13 protein-coding genes are annotated in these 18029 nt (G+C 70.9%); 7 read left to right on the top strand and 6 right to left on the bottom strand.

All coding sequences use genetic code 11. The features are described from left to right. The first annotated feature begins 76 nt into the window (after window positions 1–76). From ACZ58V_RS06470 to kstD, 4 genes are all read left to right on the top strand, one after another. Entirely contained in the window at window positions 77–1366 is a 1290-nt protein-coding gene (locus tag ACZ58V_RS06470; protein ID WP_468186492.1) for an acetyl-CoA C-acetyltransferase, read from the top strand. A 231-nt stretch (window positions 1367–1597) separates the two neighbouring features. Further along, on the top strand, window positions 1598–3520 hold the full coding sequence (locus tag ACZ58V_RS06465; protein WP_471288622.1) for an AMP-dependent synthetase/ligase: 1923 nt from the start codon (window positions 1598–1600) through the stop codon (window positions 3518–3520). Window positions 3521–3673: 153 nt separating this feature from the next. After that, window positions 3674–4765, top strand: a complete 1092-nt coding sequence (locus tag ACZ58V_RS06460) for a sugar ABC transporter substrate-binding protein (protein WP_468186498.1) — start codon at window positions 3674–3676, stop codon at window positions 4763–4765. A 63-nt stretch (window positions 4766–4828) separates the two neighbouring features. Further along, entirely contained in the window at window positions 4829–6625 is a 1797-nt protein-coding gene (gene kstD, locus ACZ58V_RS06455) for a 3-oxosteroid 1-dehydrogenase (RefSeq protein WP_471288620.1), read from the top strand. A 6-nt stretch (window positions 6626–6631) separates the two neighbouring features. On the opposite strand, the gene ACZ58V_RS06450 is transcribed toward kstD, so the two are convergent. The 3 genes from ACZ58V_RS06450 to ACZ58V_RS06440 form a co-directional block, all read right to left on the bottom strand. Next, window positions 6632–7291, bottom strand: coding sequence for a class I SAM-dependent methyltransferase (locus tag ACZ58V_RS06450; protein ID WP_468186505.1), 660 nt, complete (start codon window positions 7289–7291; stop codon window positions 6632–6634). A gap of 360 nt (window positions 7292–7651) precedes the next feature. Then, entirely contained in the window at window positions 7652–7927 is a 276-nt protein-coding gene (locus ACZ58V_RS06445; RefSeq protein ID WP_471288619.1) for a hypothetical protein, read from the bottom strand. A 186-nt stretch (window positions 7928–8113) separates the two neighbouring features. Then, complete coding sequence (locus ACZ58V_RS06440) at window positions 8114–8317, bottom strand: cold-shock protein (RefSeq protein ID WP_003992177.1); 204 nt, start codon at window positions 8315–8317, stop codon at window positions 8114–8116. Between the two features lie 320 nt (window positions 8318–8637). On the opposite strand from ACZ58V_RS06440, the gene ACZ58V_RS06435 reads away from it, so the two are divergent. Together ACZ58V_RS06435 and ACZ58V_RS06430 are read left to right on the top strand one after the other, a co-directional pair. After that, window positions 8638–9486 carry a menaquinone biosynthetic enzyme MqnA/MqnD family protein gene (locus ACZ58V_RS06435; protein ID WP_471288618.1) on the top strand — a complete coding sequence of 283 codons (849 nt, stop codon included), beginning with the start codon at window positions 8638–8640 and terminating at the stop codon, window positions 9484–9486. 91 nt (window positions 9487–9577) lie between these two features. After that, a complete protein-coding gene (locus ACZ58V_RS06430; protein WP_471288617.1) occupies window positions 9578–11347 on the top strand; it encodes a serine/threonine-protein kinase in 1770 nt (589 codons plus the stop codon). Here ACZ58V_RS06430 and ACZ58V_RS06425 read toward each other — a convergent pair. Both ACZ58V_RS06425 and ACZ58V_RS06420 read right to left on the bottom strand, forming a co-directional pair. Beyond that, a complete protein-coding gene (locus tag ACZ58V_RS06425; protein ID WP_471288616.1) occupies window positions 11262–11798 on the bottom strand; it encodes a hypothetical protein in 537 nt (178 codons plus the stop codon). The two genes, ACZ58V_RS06430 and ACZ58V_RS06425, sit on opposite strands and share 86 nt — an antisense overlap. 133 nt (window positions 11799–11931) lie before the next feature. After that, the gene (locus ACZ58V_RS06420) at window positions 11932–16596 is read right to left on the bottom strand and encodes an FtsK/SpoIIIE domain-containing protein (protein WP_471288614.1); all 4665 of its coding nucleotides are present in this window, start codon (window positions 16594–16596) and stop codon (window positions 11932–11934) included. A gap of 363 nt (window positions 16597–16959) precedes the next feature. Between ACZ58V_RS06420 and ACZ58V_RS06415 the strand changes: the two genes are divergently transcribed. Continuing rightward, window positions 16960–17259, top strand: a complete 300-nt coding sequence (locus tag ACZ58V_RS06415; RefSeq protein WP_471288613.1) for a WXG100 family type VII secretion target — start codon at window positions 16960–16962, stop codon at window positions 17257–17259. Between the two features lie 73 nt (window positions 17260–17332). Here the strand turns inward: ACZ58V_RS06415 and ACZ58V_RS06410 are convergent, their stop codons facing one another. Then, window positions 17333–18013 (bottom strand): hypothetical protein, encoded by a 681-nt coding sequence (locus tag ACZ58V_RS06410; protein ID WP_471288612.1) that lies wholly within the window; start codon window positions 18011–18013, stop codon window positions 17333–17335. Window positions 18014–18029: the final 16 nt, after the last annotated feature.

Below are 18029 nucleotides of genomic sequence, written 5' to 3'. Positions count from 1 at the left end.
AGGATGCTCGCTGTTCCTTACTCTGGAGTAAGGTTACCGGAGGTAATGCTACGTCACAGGCGAGGAGCAGGTCGAGATGAGCCCTCAGCGGACGGCGCCGTCGGTACGGCGCGTGGCGGTCATCGGCGGAGCGCGCATCCCGTTCGCCCGCTCCGACGGCCCCTACGCCACCGCCTCCAACCAGCAGATGCTCACCGCCGCCCTCGACGGCCTCGTCGAGCGGTACGGACTCCAGGAGTCCGGCGCGGTGGGCGAGTTCGTCGCCGGCGCGGTCCTCAAGCACAGCCGCGACTTCAACCTCGCCCGCGAGACGGTCCTCGGCTCGACGCTGCACCCGCGCACCCCGGCCTACGACATCCAGCAGGCCTGCGGCACCGGACTCCAGGCCGTCATCGCCGCCGCCAACAAGATCGCCCTCGGCCAGACGGAGTCGGCGGTCGCGGGCGGCGCCGACACGGCCAGCGACGCGCCCCTCGGCGTCAACGACACCCTGCGCCGCATCCTGCTGGAGACCCGGCGCGCGAAGTCGGCGGGGGCCCGCCTGAAGGCCCTGGCGAAGGTGCGCCCGTCCCACCTCGTCCCCGACATCCCGCGCAACGCCGAGCCGCGCACCGGCCTGTCCATGGGCGAACACGCCGCCGTCACCGCCCGGTCCTGGGGCATCGGCCGCGAGGCCCAGGACGAACTGGCCGCGGCGAGCCACCGACGGCTGGCGGCGGCGTACGAACGCGGCTTCTTCCAAGACCTGGTGATCCCCTTCCGGGGGCTCGCCCGCGACCAGAACCTGCGCCCCGGCTCGACCGCGGAGAAACTCGCCTCCCTGAAGCCGGTGTTCGGCCTAGGTCACCCCGACCCGACCATGACCGCCGGGAACTCGACCCCGCTGACGGACGGGGCCGCCACCGTCCTGCTGGCGAGCGAGGAGTGGGCCCGGGAGCGGGGCCTGACACCGCTGGCGTACCTGACCGTGTACGAGACGGCCGCCGTGGACTTCGTGGACGGCGATGTGGCGGGCGGCGAGGACGGCCTGCTCATGGCACCGGCGTACGCGGTCCCGCGCATGCTGGAGCGGGCCGGGCTGAATCTGGCCGATTTCGAACTGATCGAGATCCACGAGGCGTTCGCCTCCCAGGTGCTGGCGACGCTCGCCGCCTGGGAGAAGCGGGGGCTCGGCACGGTCGACCGCGACCGGCTGAACGTCGCCGGCTCGTCCCTCGCGACCGGGCACCCCTTCGCCGCCACCGGCGCCCGGATCGTGGCCACGCTGGCCAAGCTCCTCGCCGAACGGGACGCGCCCGCACGCGGACTCATCTCGGTGTGCGCGGCGGGCGGGCAGGGGGTGACGGCGATTCTGGAGCGGGCGTGAAGGCGGAGAGAGCACCAAAACTGAAGGTCCCTCACGTAACCCCCGAGATTGCACAGGCCCGACTCCGGACCATCCCCGAACCCGCACAAACCCGCCACGTGAGGGCCGTACGATCCCGTTCCTACCGGCAGTAACCCCTTTCTGCGGGTTCAGCCGGTTGAGCGCCTCGGCGTGCGAGGCACGTACGTCATGCAGCAAGCAGTTTCCAGCTGCACGCCCCAGGAGCCGCCCGTGTCCACTGCGTATCCCTCCTCCGCCTACGGCGACGACGTGTACGGAGGGCCGGTCCTGGTCGAGCCCGAGACACGGCGGCTGGACGGGGTGGTGCGGGAGGCGGCCGTACCGCCGCTGGCGCCGCCGTGGACGCACGGGTCGCTCGCCGACCTGCCGTTCGACAACGCGAGCGCGGAGCCGGATGCCGTGGCGCTCAGCCGCAAGGACGCCGAGGGATGCTGGAGCGACGTCACGGCCGCCGAGTTCGCCGCCCAGGTACTCGCCGTGGCGAAGGGACTGATCGCCGAGGGCCTGATGCCGGGCGACCGGGTCGCCGTGATGGCCCGCACGATCTACGAGTGGACGGTCCTGGACTTCGCGGCCTGGTCGGCCGGCCTGGTCACCGTCCCCGTCTACCCCACGTCCTCCGTCTTCCAGGCGCGCTGGATCCTCCAGGACTCGGGCGCGGTCGCCCTGTTCACCGAGACCGCCGGACAGGCCGCCGCCCTCGGCCCGGAGCGCGAACGCCTGCCGGACCTCCAGCACATGTGGGTCGTCGAGAAGGGCCACGTGGACCGGCTCGCGGAAGCCGGGGCGCACCTCTCCGACCAGGAGGTGGAGGTGCGGCGCGGCATGTCGGGCCCCGACACGCTCGCCACCCTCATCTACACCTCGGGCACCACGGGCCGCCCCAAGGGCTGCGCCCTCACCCACGGCAACTTCTTCGCCGAGGTCGACAACGCGATCGAGCTCCTCTACCCCGTCTTCAGGACGAAGACCAGCGAAGAGGCCTCGGTCCTGCTGTTCCTGCCCATGTCCCACGCCTTCGGCCGCATGGTCGCGATCGCCTGCATCCGCGCCCGGGTACGGCTGGGCCACGCGCCGAGCATCAAGGCGGACCACCTGCTGCCGGACCTGGCGAGCTTCCGGCCGACCTGTCTGCTGGCCATCCCGTACATGCTGGAGAAGGTCTTCAACTCGGCCCGCGCCAAGGCCGAGGCAGGCGGCCGGGTGACCTCGTTCGACCGCGCGGTGTCCGTGGCACAGCGCTACGGCGAGGCGATGGAGGCCCAGCAGACCGGCACCGGCCCGGGCCCCTCCCGCGCCCTGAGGACCGCCCGGGCCTTCTACGACCCGCTGGTCTTCCGCCGTATCCGCAACGCCATGGGCGGCCGGGTCCGCTACGCGATCTGCGGCGGCTCACCGCTCGGCCGCCGCCTCGCCGCGTTCTACGCCGGAGCCGGCATCGAGATCTTCGAGGGCTACGGCCTGACGGAGACCACCGGCGCCTCGACCGTCACCCCGCCCCTCAAGCCCCGCCTGGGCACGGTCGGCTGGCCGCTGCCCGGCACCCGCGTCCGTATCGCCGCCGACGGCGAGATCCTCCTCGCCGGCGACCACGTGCTGCGCGGCTACTGGGACCCCCAGGCCGGCGGTGTCGTCCCCGCCGCCCCCGACGGCTGGCTCGCCACCGGCGACCTCGGCGAACTGGACGACGAGGGCTATCTGACGATCACCGGACGCAAGAAGGAACTGCTCATCACCGCGGGCGGCAAGAGCGTCGCCCCGGCCCCGCTGGAGAACTGGCTGCGGTCCCACCCGCTGATCTCCCAGTGCCTCGTCCTGGGCGACGGCCGCCCCTTCGTCTCGGCCCTGATCACCCTCGACCCGGACGGCATCACCCACTGGCGCCAGATGAACGGCAAACACCCCGTACCGGCCAAACTCCTCGTCGACGACGAGGATCTGCGCGCCGTCCTCCAACGCGCCATCGACGAGGCCAACAAGATGGTCTCCCGCCCGGAATCCATCCGCGCCTTCGCCATCCTCCCCGAGGACTTCACCGAGGAGGCAGGCCATCTGACCCCCTCGATGAAGCTCCGCCGCCAGGCGGTACTGCGCGCGTTCACCGAGGAGGTCGAGGGGCTGTACGCCCGGTGAGCCGGCCGGGTGTGAGGCGGCCTTTGCGATGTCTTCACACGATTTTCTTGACGCCGCACGCCGTCTCCCCTTTGGCTTTCGAGCAATCCCGTCGCGATGCTCCCCCCACGGAAGGCACCACCAGTGAAAGCGCGTAACACCCGTCGGACCGCTGTGCGCCCTGTCGTCATAGCCCTGACGGTCTCCGTATCGGCCCTGTCCCTCACCGCGTGCGGCGACGACGGGAGTGACGACACCGCCGTGCAGAAGGGCAACGACATCACCGTGGGCCTGCTGCTGCCCGACCGGGACACGGCTCGCTTCGAGAAGTTCGACTACCCCCTGATCAGGGACGAGGTCGCGTCCCTCACGGAGAACAAGGGCAAGGTCCGCTACGCCAACGCCGAGGCGAGCGTGTCCAGACAGAGTGCGCAGTTCCAGAAGATGATCGACGACAAGGTCGACGTCATCCTGGTGGACGCCCTGAACTCCAAGAAGATCGCCACGGACGTACAAAAGGCCAAGGACGCCGGCATCCCGGTCATCGCCTACGACCGGCTCGCCGAGGGCCCGATCGACGCCTACGTCTCCCACGACAACGAACTCGTCGGGCAGGTGCAGGGCCGCGCCATCATGGGCGAACTCGGCGAGAAGTCCGAGAAGAGCAAGGTCGTCATGATGAACGGCGACCCCGGCGACCCGAACACGGCCCGGTTCAAGGACGGCGCGCTGAGCGAGCTCCAGGGCCAGGTGGACATCGTCGAGCAGTACGACACCAAGGAGTGGAAGCCCTCCATCGCCAAGGCGAACATGGAGAAGGCGATCCGGACCGTCGGGCTGAACAACATCGCCGCCGTCTACTCGGCCAACGACGGCATGGCGGGCGCCGTCATCGAGGCGCTGAAGGAGGCCGGCGCCACCAAGATGCCGCCGGTGACGGGGCAGGACGCCAACCTGGACGCGGTGCAGCGGGTCGTGTCGGGGGAGCAGTACATGACCGTCTACAAGTCCTTCCTGCTGGAGGCGACCAACGCCGCGAAGATCGCGGTGGCCAAGGTCCAGGGCCGGGCGATCGAGTTCGCCGCGCTGACCCGGGAGACGGTCGACAGTCCGACGGCGAAGAACGTCCCGGCGATGCTGGTGCCGGTGGTCGCCCTCACCAAGGACAACATCAAGGAGACCGTGATCACGGACGGCGTCTACACGGTGAAGGACATCTGCACCTCGGAGTACAAGGCGGACTGCGCGGCGATCGGCCTCGAGTAGCCCTTGACTTCGCGGGGTGCCCGCGCGACATTCCCCACCCCCATCTGTCGCGCTGGAGCCGTCATGACCACTGACACGAACTCCGCACCACCCGCTGGTTCCCCCTCCCGGGCTCCTTCGCGGGCTCCTTCCCGAAGACGAGTGCTGGCCGGTGCCGCGGGCGCGGGGCTCGCGGTCGCCGCCGGAGTGCAACAGGGCGCCCAGGCAGCCGACTTACCCCCGCTCGGCACCTACGACGTCGTCGTCATCGGCTCCGGCGCGGCGGGCATGACCGCCGCGCTGACCGCCGCCGGGCAGGGGCTGAGCTGCGTCGTCCTGGAGAAGGCCCCGACCTTCGGCGGCTCGGCCGCCCGCTCCGGCGCCGGGATCTGGATCCCCAACAACCCGGTGCTCCTGGCGGCCGGCGTCCCGGACACCCCCGCGAAGGCCGCCGCCTACCTCGCCGCCGTCGTCGGACCGGACATCCCCGTCGACCGGCAGCGCGCCTTCCTCACCCACGGCCCGGCCACGATCTCCTACGTCATGGCCCACAGCCCCCTGCGCTTCCGCTGGATGGAGGGCTACAGCGACTACTACCCGGAGCTGCCCGGCGGCCTGCCGAACGGCCGCTCCATCGAGCCCGACCAGCTCGACGGCCGGATCCTGGGCCCCGAGCTGGCCCGGCTGAACCCGCCGTACATGGACGTGCCCGCCGGAATGGTCGTCTTCAGCGCCGACTACAAGTGGGTCACCCTGGCCGCGGTGAACGCCAAGGGCGCGGCCGTGGCGGCCCAGTGCCTGGCCCGGGGTACGGCGGCGGCGCTGCGGGGCGAGAAGCCGCTCACCATGGGCCAGTCGCTGGCGGCCGGGCTGCGTGCGGGACTGCGGTCGGCCGGGGTGCCGGTGTGGCTCGACACGCCGCTCACCGACCTGTACGTCGAGGGCGGCACCGTCAGGGGAGCGGTCGTCACCCGGAACGGCGGCCCCGGCCTGGTCCGCGCCCGCCGGGGCGTGATCGTCGGCTCCGGCGGCTTCGAGCACAACGCGGCGATGCGCGCACGCTTCCAGCGCCAGCCCATCGGCACGGACTGGACCGTCGGCGCCAAGGAGAACACCGGCGACGGCATCCTGGCGGGGGAGCGGCTCGGGGCGGCCCTCGACCTGATGGACGACGCCTGGTGGGGCCCGGCGATCCCCGTCCCGGGCCAGCCGTACTTCTGCCTCGCCGAACGCACCCTCCCCGGCGGCCTCCTGGTCGACGGGTCCGGCCGGCGCTTCGTCAACGAGGCCGCCCCCTACAGCGACGTCGTCCACACCATGTACGACGCACGCGAGGCCATCCCGGCCTGGCTGATCACCGACCAGAACTACCGCAACCGGTACCTCTTCAAGGACGTCCTGCCGGCCCTGCCCCTCCCCGACGCCTGGTACGACTCGGGCGCCGCCCACAAGGCCTGGTCCCTGGACGCCCTCGCGGCCTCGATCGGCGTCCCGGCGGCGGCCCTGCGCACGAGCGTCGACCGCTTCAACTCCCAGGCACGGCGGGGCGAGGACCCCGACTTCCACCGCGGCGACAGCGCCTACGACCACTACTACACGGACCCGTCCGTCCTCCCGAACTCCTGCCTGGCCCCCCTGTGGCTGCCCCCGTACCACGCCTTCCGCATCGTCCCCGGCGACCTCGGTACGAAGGGCGGCCTGCTGACGGACGCCCGGGCCCGCGTCCTGCGGGAGGACGGCTCGGTCATCCCGGGCCTCTACGCCGCCGGCAACGCGAGCGCGGCGGTCATGGGCCACAGCTACGCGGGCGCGGGCTCGACCATCGGCCCGGCGATGACGTTCGGGTACATCGCGGCGAGGGATGTCGCGGGGGTGCTCTGAGGACCTCTAAGAGGTGGGCCGCGGGGGCTTGCGGGCCACGAGGCACGCCTGGGCGGTCGGCTCCCCGAGCTCCTCGTCGGCCTCTCGTACGGTCCGTGAGCGCAGGGCGAATCCGGCGGCTTCGAGCAGGGGGATGATCTGCTCCGGCCGGCGCCGCCGGAAGTCCACGGCCACCTGGTGTCCGAAGGCCTCCTCGTAGCGGCGCGGCTCGTCCCCGGCCTGGAAGCCGAGCAGCAGGTGCCCGCCGGGCCGCAGCACGCGGTGGAAACCGGCGAAGACCCCGGGCAGGTGGTCCAGGGGGGTGTGGATGATCGAGTACCAGGACACGACCCCGTCGAGCGAGCTGTCGGGCAGGTCCAGCTCCAGGATCGAGCCCTGCTCGAACCGCAGGGCGGGGTTCTCGCGGCGGGCGATCGCGAGCATCGACTCCGACAGGTCGAGACCGAAGACCGAAAGCCCTCGCTCCGCCAGAAACGCCGTCACCCGCCCGGGCCCGCACCCCAGATCGGCGACCTCGCCCCCCTCCCCCACCAGCTCCGCGAAACCGGCCAGCAGCCCCCGGTCCAGGGGCGTGGTCCCGTGCATCCCAGGGAAGTGGACGGCGTAGTCCTCGGCCACGGTGTCGTAGAAGGTACGGGTCTCGATCACGAAGTCGGCGTCGGTCATGGCCCGAGACCCTACTGCGGGGGCCGGTCGGCCTGCCCGCTGTTTGTCTGTCGGTCCCGGTGGCTTTGGCGTGTCTGCGGGGGGTGGTGCGGCTCGCCTGCCGCCTGGTTCCCTGCGGCTCGTCCCACTACCGCTGGCCTGAGTGCTCGACCCTGTGGCCTTCGCCGTCTGCTCGGCCCCCTGCCCCTCGCTCGCTTGCTCGCCCCTGGCTTCGGGTGCCCTCGGGTACCCCGGCGCCCAGGCCGTCTGCCCGTGCCCTTGGCTTTCTCGTGCCTACGTCGCCCCCGTGGCCCTGGCCTGCCCGCTCACCACCCCCGGGCCCGGGCCGGCACTGGCCTGCCCACTCCCGGGCCGGGATGCCTAGCTGGTCGGCTCGCGGCCCTCGTCTTCGGCCGGCCGGCCGTCCCCGTGCCCCTCGGCTGCCCTCGTGGCTCCGGCCCCCGCCGCCGCTCCGATCGCCGTGCCCAGGCCCAGGCCCAGGGCCAGGCCCAGCCCGATGTTGTCGAAGACGGTCATGCCGAGGGCCAGCCCCAGGGCCGTGCCGAGTGACAGGCCGAGTGACACGCCGGTCGCCAGATGGTTGGGCCCGGGAGTTCCGCTTTCTTCCTGCTTGCCGTTCTCTTCATGTCCCTGCACCAGGACATCTTCTCCCGGCAGGTGCCCGAGCCGGCCGGACCCCCGGGTCGGCCCCACCTCAGCGGAGCGCCCCGCAGAATTCGCCGGAAATTCATCGGCCTCTCCGGGAACGGGAGAACCGGAAGAGGAGGGGAAAAGGCAGGAGCCCCGACGCCTGACGGCGCGGGGCTCCTTGGGTACTACTGATCAGACCGGCGTGACGTTCTCAGCCTGCGGACCCTTCGGGCCCTGCGTGACGTCGAAAGACACCTGCTGGTTCTCCTCGAGGGAGCGGAAGCCGCTCGCGTTGATCGCGGAGTAGTGGACGAAGACGTCGGGGCCGCCGCCCTCCTGGGCGATGAAACCAAAGCCCTTTTCGGCGTTGAACCACTTCACGGTTCCGGTAGCCATAAGCCCTCCTTGGGCCCAAAAGGGTTGCCCTGCTCCAGAACCAGCAAGTGTGAAGATGAATTCTGCACAACTGCATACGTCTGAGAATGACGAGAGCCCGCGGTCACATGCTCCGCAGGCTCTGTACTGCAAGGGAAACCAAACTGCAACTTGCGATGAGCCTAGCACGCAGGCCCCGGAATGCAATAGGGGTCAAGATCACGTCACCCGAATGTTTGAACATCCCGCCGCCGACTGGCGGAGAGGGCCTCTGCCGCCGATCACGAACCCACGGCGGGGCCGGACGCGGACCACTGGGCCGAGAGGGCTAGCCTCACGATGTGGACAATCCTCGCACCCGGCCGCGCGTCGGCCACATCCAGTTCCTGAACTGCCTGCCCCTGTACTGGGGGCTCGCCAGAACGGGCACGCTCCTCGACTTCGAGCTGACGAAGGACACCCCGGAGAAGCTCAGCGAGAAGCTGGTGCAGGGCGAACTCGACATCGCACCGATCACCCTGGTCGAGTTCCTCAAGCACGCGGACCAACTGGTCGCCTTCCCCGACATCGCCGTCGGCTGCGACGGCCCGGTGATGTCGTGCGTGATCGTCTCGCAGGTCCCCCTGGACCGGCTGGACGGCGCCCGCGTCGCCCTCGGCTCGACCTCCCGCACCTCCGTCCGCCTCGCCCAGCTGCTCCTCGGCGAGCGCTTCGGCGTACGGCCGGACTACTACACGTGCCCGCCCGACCTCAGCCTGATGATGCAGGAGGCCGACGCGGCCGTCCTCATCGGCGACGCGGCGCTGCGCGCGAACATGCTCGACGGGCCGCGCTTCGGCCTGGACGTGCACGACCTGGGCGCCCTGTGGAAGGAGTGGACGGGCCTGCCGTTCGTCTTCGCGGTCTGGGCGGCGCGCCGCGACTACCTGGAGCGTGAGCCGGTCCTCACGCGCAGGGTGCACGAGGCCTTCCTCGAATCCCGCAACCTCTCCCTGGAGGAGGTCGGCAAGGTCGCCGAGCAGGCCGCCCGCTGGGAGGACTTCGACGAGGAGACCCTCGCCCAGTACTTCACGACGCTCGACTTCCGCTTCGGCGGCCCGCAGCTGGAGGCGGTCGCCGAGTTCGCCCGGCGCGTCGGCCCGACGACCGGGTTCCCGGCGGACGTGAAGGTGGACCTGCTGCAGCCGTGAGCGGGCGCTCCTCGCGCACTACTCTGCTGGGAGTGCAGGCGGACGGGGGCCCACCCGGGCTTCCGGACGCCTACGGGGGAGGGGTGACGCCATGCGGCCGCTCGAAGTCGACGAACCCACGGTCGTGGGGCCCTACCGGCTGCTCGGCCGGCTGGGCTCCGGCGGGATGGGCCGGGTCTATCTGGGCCGCAGCGCCGGAGGCCGTACGGTCGCCGTGAAGATCGTGCACCCGCACTTCGCGCTGGACGAGGAGTTCCGGGCGCGCTTCCGGCGCGAGGTCGAGGCCGCGCGCCGGGTGGGCGGTGCGTGGACGGCGCCGGTCCTGGACGCGGACCCGCAGGCGCGGGTGCCGTGGGTGGCGACGGCGTACGCGGCGGGCCCGTCGCTGTCCGCCGCGGTGGCGGACTTCGGCCCCTTGCCGGCCCACACCGTACGCGTCCTGGGAGCGGGACTCGCCGAGGCGCTGGCGGCGGTGCACGAGCTGGGCCTGGTGCACCGGGACGTGAAGCCGTCGAACGTCCTGCTCACGCTCGACGGCCCCCTGCTGATCGACTTCGGGATCGCCCGGGCCACGGACGGCACGGCGTCCCTGACCTCCACGGGCGTCTCGATCGGCTCGCCCGGCTACATGTCGCCCGAGCAGATCCTGGGCAAGGGCGTCACCGGCGCGGCGGACGTCTTCTCCCTGGGCGCGGTCCTGGCATACGCCGCCACCGGCCAACCGCCCTTCCCCGGCGACTCCTCGGCGGCCCTGCTCTACAAGGTCGTCCACGAGGAGCCGGAACTCGGCCTGCTCGACGGGGAGCTGCGGTCCCTCACGGCCGCCTGCCTGACGAAGGACCCGGGCGCACGACCCGCCCCGGCGGAGCTGGCCCGACGGCTGGCTCCCGAGGGAGCGGCTCGGCTGGTGACGGGTGGGTGGCTGCCCGGGGCCCTGGTGGAGCAGGTGAGCCGGAGCGCCGTGCAGCTGCTGAACCTGGAGGCGGCGGGGCCGGGGGGAGGGCCTTCGGGGCCGGTGGGGTTCAGTAGTCCTTCTGTGGGGGCGAGGGAGACAGGGGAGCCGGCTGAGTCGGCTGAGTCGATTGGGGCGGTTGGGACTGCCGGGGCTGTGGAGGCTGCCGGGGCTGCGGGGGCTGCGGGGGCTGCCGAGCCCGGGGTGTTCGGGCCGCCGCCGGTCATGCCCACGCCTGCCGGGGCGCCGCCCTTCGCCGCCGTACCCGCACCCCGTGACGCCGGACCGCAGGACACGGCCCCGTCGTCCACCGGGCGCCGCCCCGGCAAGGTCACCGTCTCCGTGGCCGCGACGTCCACGCCGGAGGGCGGCGGGCGGGTGCGGAGGCTGAGCTGCTCGGTCGCCCTGGCCGTCGCCGGGGCGATGGCGGCCGTGACGATCGGGTCGGTGTTCGTGTTCGACCTGCTGCCGGGCGGCCACAAGGCCCAGGACGACAGGGACGGGTCCGCCCCGGGCGCCGACCACTCCGCACCGTCGGCGAGCAGCAGCGCCCCCGGCGCCGTGCCCGCCGCCTACCTCGGCACCTGGGAGGGCCAGGGCACCGCCCTGGACGGCAAGCTGCCCCTCGGCACGTTCCGGATCACGGTCGAACGGGCCGCCGTCGGCCAGGAGCTGGGCCGACTCCGCCAGACCGACCAGATCGGCGGCGTCTGTATCGACGTACTGACCCTGAAGCAGGTGACGAAGAAGGAGCTCGTCGCGACGTCCGTGGGCGCGAAGACCAACCACAGCGGCTGCAACCCGGCCGCCACGACCGTCCGTCTCAGCCCGGTGGGCGACGATCTCCAGTACCGGTCGGAGAGCGAGGAGTCGGGCCGGCCTCAGGCACGGATGTCGAAGGTGCGGTAGGGGCTGCCCCGCGGCCGAGCCTGACCAGCAAGGTGATCAGCAGCGCGGCCGCAGCGAGGGTGGCGACCAGGCCGACGGCCCACAGCCACGGGTAGTGCACATGCACCCAGCAGGGCCCGCCCTCGCCGTAGCAGTCGGAGTCCCAGTCGCGGCGCCGCTTGGGCCGTACGGTCGTGAAGATCACCCCGACGACCAGGTACCCCGCGGCCAGCCCGGGCAGGGACGCGGCCACCCAGGCCAGCGAGCGCGCCTTGCTCTTCTGCCAGCTCATCCGGGTCAGCGGCGCCGCCCAGGCCAGGAGAACCAGGGGCACCAGGGCCCCGACCGTGGCGGCGAAGGCGTACCCACCACCGGGCCATGCGGGAGCGACATCGCCCCAGAGCCCATGGCCCCAGTACATGTCGAAGAAGACCAGCGGCATCAGCAGGACGACGAAGCCGGGGAGCACCACGCAGGCCCAGAGACAGCCCCAGCCCCGCTTCTCCGGCTGGCCGGCGTTCGGCCGGCCGGGCCGATGCTGGTACCGCAGCGCCGACCCCGCCGCCTTTCTCCGCCTCGGCTTCGCCGACCCCCCGTTCAACGCCTTACCCCGGGATGACGACGGTCCGCAGCTCCCCGTCCCCGAGGTGCAGCATGCCCTTGCCCGGGGCGACCTGGCCGCCGACCATGCTGCGGTTCAGGCGTACGCCGACGAGGTCACCGCTGGAGGACTCCTGCGGGGAGAGCAGGATGCCGCGGCGGGCCTTCTTCGCGTCGACCTGCCAGCCGGAGAAGCCGCTGCACACGTCCTCCTCGTCACCGGCGATGACCATGGCGAGGCCGCGTTCGGCGCCGCGGGAGACCAGCTTCTTCATCTGGCTCTCGGCGTCGCAGTCCTCCAGGATCTCGCCGTCGTCGATGAGAACCGCGATCGGCTCCTCCAGCGACGCCTGGTCGATGAGCTCCTCGAACTCGTCCTCGTCGATGTCGTCGCCGGTGAAGACCTTCAGTACGCCTTCCGCGCCGTCGAGTTGGCGGAGAGGAGACTGGCGCGGGGCCGCGATCACCAGGCGCGTGCCCTGCGCCAGGAAGGACTGCGCGAAGTTCCACAGCACCGTCGAACGGCCCGACTTGGCCGGACCCGCGACGACGAACGCCGGCACCCCCTCCGCCAGGTCCGGGCCGAAGCCGACGATCTCGTCGCCGCCGATACCGACCAGGCCCCACAGGCGCGAGCGGGACGCGTCCGGGTCGCGCATCTCCCAGGCCTCCGGGAAGGAGATACGGCTGGGCAGGCTGTCCACACGGAACGGGCGGCGCGAGCGCGGCACGTCGGCGTCGCGGGCCGCGGCCGCCTCGCCGATCGCCGCCAGCGCGGCCGCCTGCCCCTGACCGGTCGTGTCCTCGGCGAGCAGCGCGAACTGCGTCTCCGTACCGAACTCGTTGCGGAAGGCACGCCCCGGCGGGATCTCCTCGGGCACCTTGCGGGCCGGAATGCCGAGCGAGGAGAAGTCGCTGCGGTCGGCCAGCCGCAGGCCGTACTTGTCCTCGGTGAGGGTCGCGATACGGCCGACCAGCAGGGTCCGGTCACCGGTCAGGACCAGGTGGATGCCGACGCTCGCGCCCTCGCGCATCATCGTCTGCAGCTCGTCCGTGAGCGAGCCGTGGTCGATCTCGCCGAGCGTGGGCACCCAGCCCTCCCAGCGGTCCAGCAGCACGACGATGTGCGGCAGCCGCTCGTCGTCGGCGACCGAGGACCGCTGCTCACCGATGTCCGCGAAGCCCTTGTCCGCCAGCAGATCCTGGCGGCGGCCCATCTCGCCCTTGAGCCGGTTGACGAGCCGTACGACCCGCTCGGTCTGGTTACGGCCGACGACCGCGCCGCAGTGCGGCAGCCGCGTCAGGGCGTTGAGCGCGCCGTTGCCGCAGTCGATGCCGTAGAGGTGCACGTCGGCGATCGAGTGCGTACGGGCGATCGAGCCCGCGAGGGTGCGCAGCACCTGGGAACGGCCGCTGCGCGGGGCACCGCCGATCATCAGATGGCCGAAGGAGGAGAAGTCCACGGCGACCGGGCGCCGGGCCTGGCTGGCGGGCAGGTCCTCGATGCCGTACGGGGCCGGCGGCAGCTTGCCCGGGCCGCCCGCGAACGCGGGGAGCTCGACGTCGTCCAGCAGCAGCGTCTCGTCGAGCGCGGGCAGCCACGGGCTGTGCTGCGGCGGGATGCCGAGCGAGCTGTTGGCTTCGCGGATCGTGTCGACGAGGACCTTCAGGTCGGTGATCTCCTCTTCCTCACGGGCCTCCGCCTTGGGCTTGACCAGCGCCGCCCGGCCCAGGTCCTCCCAGGTCAGCGGGCCCACCCAGGGCATGAGCACGGCCGGGTCGGCCGCACCGGGCCGACGGCCACCCACGCGCCCGGACTGGAAGGGGACCAGAGAGGCGTGACCGAGCCGGGCGTAGGCGCGGCCCGGGGTGTTCTTGGAGATGTGCCCGGCCTCGGGCGAGTCGATGACGTCCGACGACTCACCGCCGTCCGTCACGCGCAGCGCGATACGGAGGTTGGTGTTGGCGCGGATCTCGGGCGACACGACACCGCTCGGCCGCTGGGTGGCCAGCAGCAGATGGATACCGAGCGAACGGCCTCGCTGGGCGATGTTCACAAGCCCGGTCACGAAGTCGGGCAGGTCACGCACCATGGACGCGAACTCGTCGATGACGATGAGCAGCCGGGGCACCGGCTGGTGCGACGGATCCCGGCGCACCAGGTCCTGGTAGTCCTCGATGTCCTTGGTGTCGGCCGAAGCCAGGATGTGCTCGCGCCGGTGCAGCTCCGCACCCAGCGACTCCAGGGCCCGCTCCACCAGGTGGGCGTCGAGGTCGGTCACCATACCGACGGTGTGCGGCAGATGCACACAGTCCTTGAAGGCCGCGCCACCCTTGTAGTCGACCAGCACGAAGGTCATGTTCTCGGGTGTGTTCGCCACGGCCAGCGCCGCCACGATGGTCTGCAGCAACTCCGACTTACCGGAACCCGTCGTACCGGCGATGAGACCGTGCGGACCGTCCTTGCGGATGTCGATCCCGAACGCCCCGTCGTACGACTCACCGATGACGGCCAGCGTCGACTGCCCGCCCATCCGCCACCGCGCCGTGATCGCGTCACTCGTCGGCGGCTCCAACTGCAGCACGTCCAGCAGCCGGCTCGAACCCGGCAGCGCCGAGTCCTCGGTCTCACCGCTGATGTCCCGCAGCGCCGACAGCGACCGGGCCAGCCGCAGACACCAGGCCGCGGAGACGAAGTCGGGCCGTACGTCCTTCAGCCGCTCCGCACCGGCCTCCTCGACGCGCAGCCTCAACTGCTCGGTGCGGTTGGTCTGTTCGGGCTGCTGTGCGGTGTTGTGCCAGGCCTGGAAGGAGGGGAAACCACCGGCGGCCTGCTGCTGGGACTGCTGCTGGACCTGCTGGGCGGGCTCGTGCTCCCGCGCCTTCGGCTCGGCGACGACGTACGCCTGGCACTCACCCGGCAGGAACCGCTCCTCCGTGTCCAGGCAGATGGCGAACATGGACACGGCGGGCCCCTCGCGCAGCAACCGCACGACGCCGGGGAGCGAGCGCAGGCGCCGGGACCCGTCCCACACCACCACGATGTCGGGATCACTGAAGCTCGAACCGGCCTGCGACTTGTTCTGCTCGGCGGCCTTCTTGCGCGCGTCGAGGATCTGCGTCAACTCGCCGATCCGGGCACCGACGGTCTCGGCGTCGGTGCCGATGAGCGCGTTGACGTCCTGCCCGCCGGACGGCCGGGAGTGCGGCAGCCACCGCGTCCAGTCCCAGGACTCCTGCGCCGCGTTCTCGCTCAGCACGTAGAACTGCACGTCCATCGGGCTGTGCAGCGCAGCGGTCTGCGCGACCGCCCAACGCCCGAGAGCACGGGCTGAGTCCCCGGGCCCGGCCATGCCGATCACCCCGAGGGTGCGCAGGTGCAGCGCGACCGGGGCGTCCTCGATCTTCCAGGTCACCTGGCGGCGGTGGTCGTCCTGCTCGGGGTCGTCGAGCACGACGGCGGAGGGCAGCTGCCCGGTCCCGAAACGGACGAGAAGGTGATCGCGATCGGTCCGACGCCGCTCCCACAGGCGGGTCCGCGGCCCGGTTCCGAGGGCGAGGATCGTGGCGGGGTCGGGAATGGCATGTCGCCGATCGTTCCGTTCGGCGACCAGGGCGTCCTGCGCGTCCTTCTCGATCCGCTCCTTCTGCTCCTCGTACTCCTCGACCTGTTTGGCGTGGGACTTACGCCCGTGCTTCTTGTCGTTGTGGTAGTTCGCGAAGAGCAGGACCGGGCTCAGCAGCGCCATGATCAGGTAGTACCAGCGCTGGAAGATCATCACGGAGACGAGGGCGCCCACGAGCGGCGTGAACGCCATCAGCCAGGGCAGCGGCCGGGCCTCGTACTCACGGGGCGGCGACGGCAGCCGGAAGTTGGTCTGCCGCTCGGGCGGGCGCAGCCGCGGGGGCCGGTTGTAGTCGAGGCCGACGCCGTCGTCCGACCACTTGAGGGCGGCGTTCGGGGGTGTGTACCGGGTGAGTTCGAGCAGGGTGTTCCCGAGCGCGATCTGTCCCCCGAGGGGCCACTCGCCGGGCCCGCCCTTCTTCTTCTCGCCGCTGTCGCCCTTCTCCTTCTGCTTCTCTTTCTGCTTTTGCTTCTTTTTTTCGCTCTTCTTGTCGCTGGGCTCCTCCTTCTCGCTCTCGGCGAGGGAGGTGCCGTCGAGCGTGACGTGCTCCTTGTCCATGTGCACGGCGACCTGGCAGGTGCCGTCGGTGGAGACGGAGAGGGTGAGAGCCCGGGCGTCGACCTCGGGATCGTCGATACGGATGTACGAGGCGGCCCCGCTGCCGATGTCGTAGCGCCCGACCCCGAGCCGGTGCACGAACCCGGCGGCCGGCCCGCCGACGACGCGCAGCTCGACGAGCCCGGTGGGCTCACCCGGCAGACATCCGGACGGGTCCTGAAGGCTGACGACGGCACCCTCGCGCAGGGGCGACCCGACGACGGTGGCGCTGGGATCGACGGGGTATCCGTCCACATACACGAGGGGCGCGTTGTTGACCGGCGCATGCCGATGCTGCCCGAGCGGGATGACCTGAGCCCCGCTGAGCCCGACCTGCTTGGCCAGCTCCTGGGCGATGTCCCCCACGGTGGACTCAGGATCGGCATCGAGCACGACGTCGGCGGTACCACCGCCGTACGGGTCGACGACGGTCAGAGTCAGGCGCACGACTAGTCCTCCCCGTGCCACTGGGCCGGTGTGGCCGCGGTGGTCCATGTCGCTGCGTCCGCTGTCTGTTCGCTTCAGTCACGCGGGCCACAGTCGTAAGGGACGATATCCGTTCGGTACGACAGTGAGGCAACGGGGAGGCGCCGAGATGTTCCCTTTGGCAACGTCGTGCACGACTTCATGACGTCTCGTTCACAAGCCGGGGATGTGGCACCACTGGTCACACCCGTAAGCTGCAACCGCAAGAGCGGACGATCACACCGGTTGCCACGTGCGATCAGTAACTCGGCCTGTGGGCCGATGAGTCCGCAAACAGGGAGCCACGGGGGTTGGCCCTGCGGCGTTGTGAGAGGGAGCGGCTTCATGGCCAAGGACCTTGATGTCACTTATCAGGACATGCGGGATGCTGCCAAGCATGTCGTGAAGGAGAAGGAAAAGCTCCACGAGAAGCTCGAGGGCCTCAAGAAGTACATCAACAACCTCGTACAGGGCGGCTACGTCACGAAGAGCTCGTCCAAGGCGTTCGACGAGAACTTCGAGGAGTTCGTGAACGGCGCGAAGACCACGCTGGACGGTCTGGACGGCATGGGCGACTACCTGACCATGGCTGCGGACAAGTTCGAGCAGATCGATGACGAGCTGGCGAAGCAGGCTCGCAAGTAGGCATACGACGCCTGGCCCGGTGCGGCAGCGAAAGCTGAACGCACCGGGCATGCGCTCGGTCGGCGGAGGCCCGTCAGCTCTCGGGGAGCGGCTGCCGGAGTAGGTGCATGTGAAGGTCGCTGCGGAGTTCTTCTGTGTCGACGCGCAGCCAGGATCCGTCACGGAAACGTATGAGCAGCATCCTCGTCTCGAACTCGCCGGAGAACGGGTCGACGAGGGTTGCCTCGGAGGCGGGAACGCGGGCGACGATCTGCATGCGCTTTTCCCGCCCCACGCTGACGCGCCGCGGCGGAGCCGCCAGGACGATTTCCTCCCGGGTAGCCAGCAGCATGCGCTGGGGGTGGGTGGAGTGGCTGTACCAACGCAGCAGGAACTGCCCGGCGTTACCGTGCCAGTCTCCGTCGAAGACCTTGTCGAGACCTTGTCGGGCGATGGTGGTGTCTCGGCGCCTGCCCTCCTCCTTCTTGGCGCGCCGCTGCTCCTTTTCTTCCTTCGTGTCGAGGGCTCGCTTCACGGCTTCTTCCGCCTCGGCCAGAAGGCTCAACAGCATGATGAGGGGCACGAACGGCGCACCGAGCACCACGCCGATCATGCCCAGCGGGGGCATCACGGCAGGGCGGATCCGGGGGGTGCCCGCGGCCTGCAGTACGTCCGCGGGGGGTTGAGGGATCTTGTCGATGAAGCACCAGGCGCCGGCTTCGGGGTGGATGCCGAGGTGGCTCGCCTTCAGGTGCTGCGTGCTCCTACGTGGCATGTCTGCATCTTCCAGG

The sequence above is a fragment of the Streptomyces sp. NPDC040589 genome, assembly GCF_055594445.1.
This window is presented reverse-complemented; position numbering and strand designations above follow the sequence as displayed.

Coding starts and splice junctions, on each gene's coding strand:
- ACZ58V_RS06470 (WP_468186492.1), top strand. CDS start 77: ATGAGCCCTCAGCGGACGGCGCCGTCGGTACGGCGCGTGGCGGTCATC.
- kstD (WP_471288620.1), top strand. CDS start 4,829: ATGACCACTGACACGAACTCCGCACCACCCGCTGGTTCCCCCTCCCGG.
- ACZ58V_RS06450 (WP_468186505.1), bottom strand. CDS start 7,291: ATGACCGACGCCGACTTCGTGATCGAGACCCGTACCTTCTACGACACC.
- ACZ58V_RS06440 (WP_003992177.1), bottom strand. CDS start 8,317: ATGGCTACCGGAACCGTGAAGTGGTTCAACGCCGAAAAGGGCTTTGGT.
- ACZ58V_RS06430 (WP_471288617.1), top strand. CDS start 9,578: ATGCGGCCGCTCGAAGTCGACGAACCCACGGTCGTGGGGCCCTACCGG.
- ACZ58V_RS06415 (WP_471288613.1), top strand. CDS start 16,960: ATGGCCAAGGACCTTGATGTCACTTATCAGGACATGCGGGATGCTGCC.
- ACZ58V_RS06410 (WP_471288612.1), bottom strand. CDS start 18,013: ATGCCACGTAGGAGCACGCAGCACCTGAAGGCGAGCCACCTCGGCATC.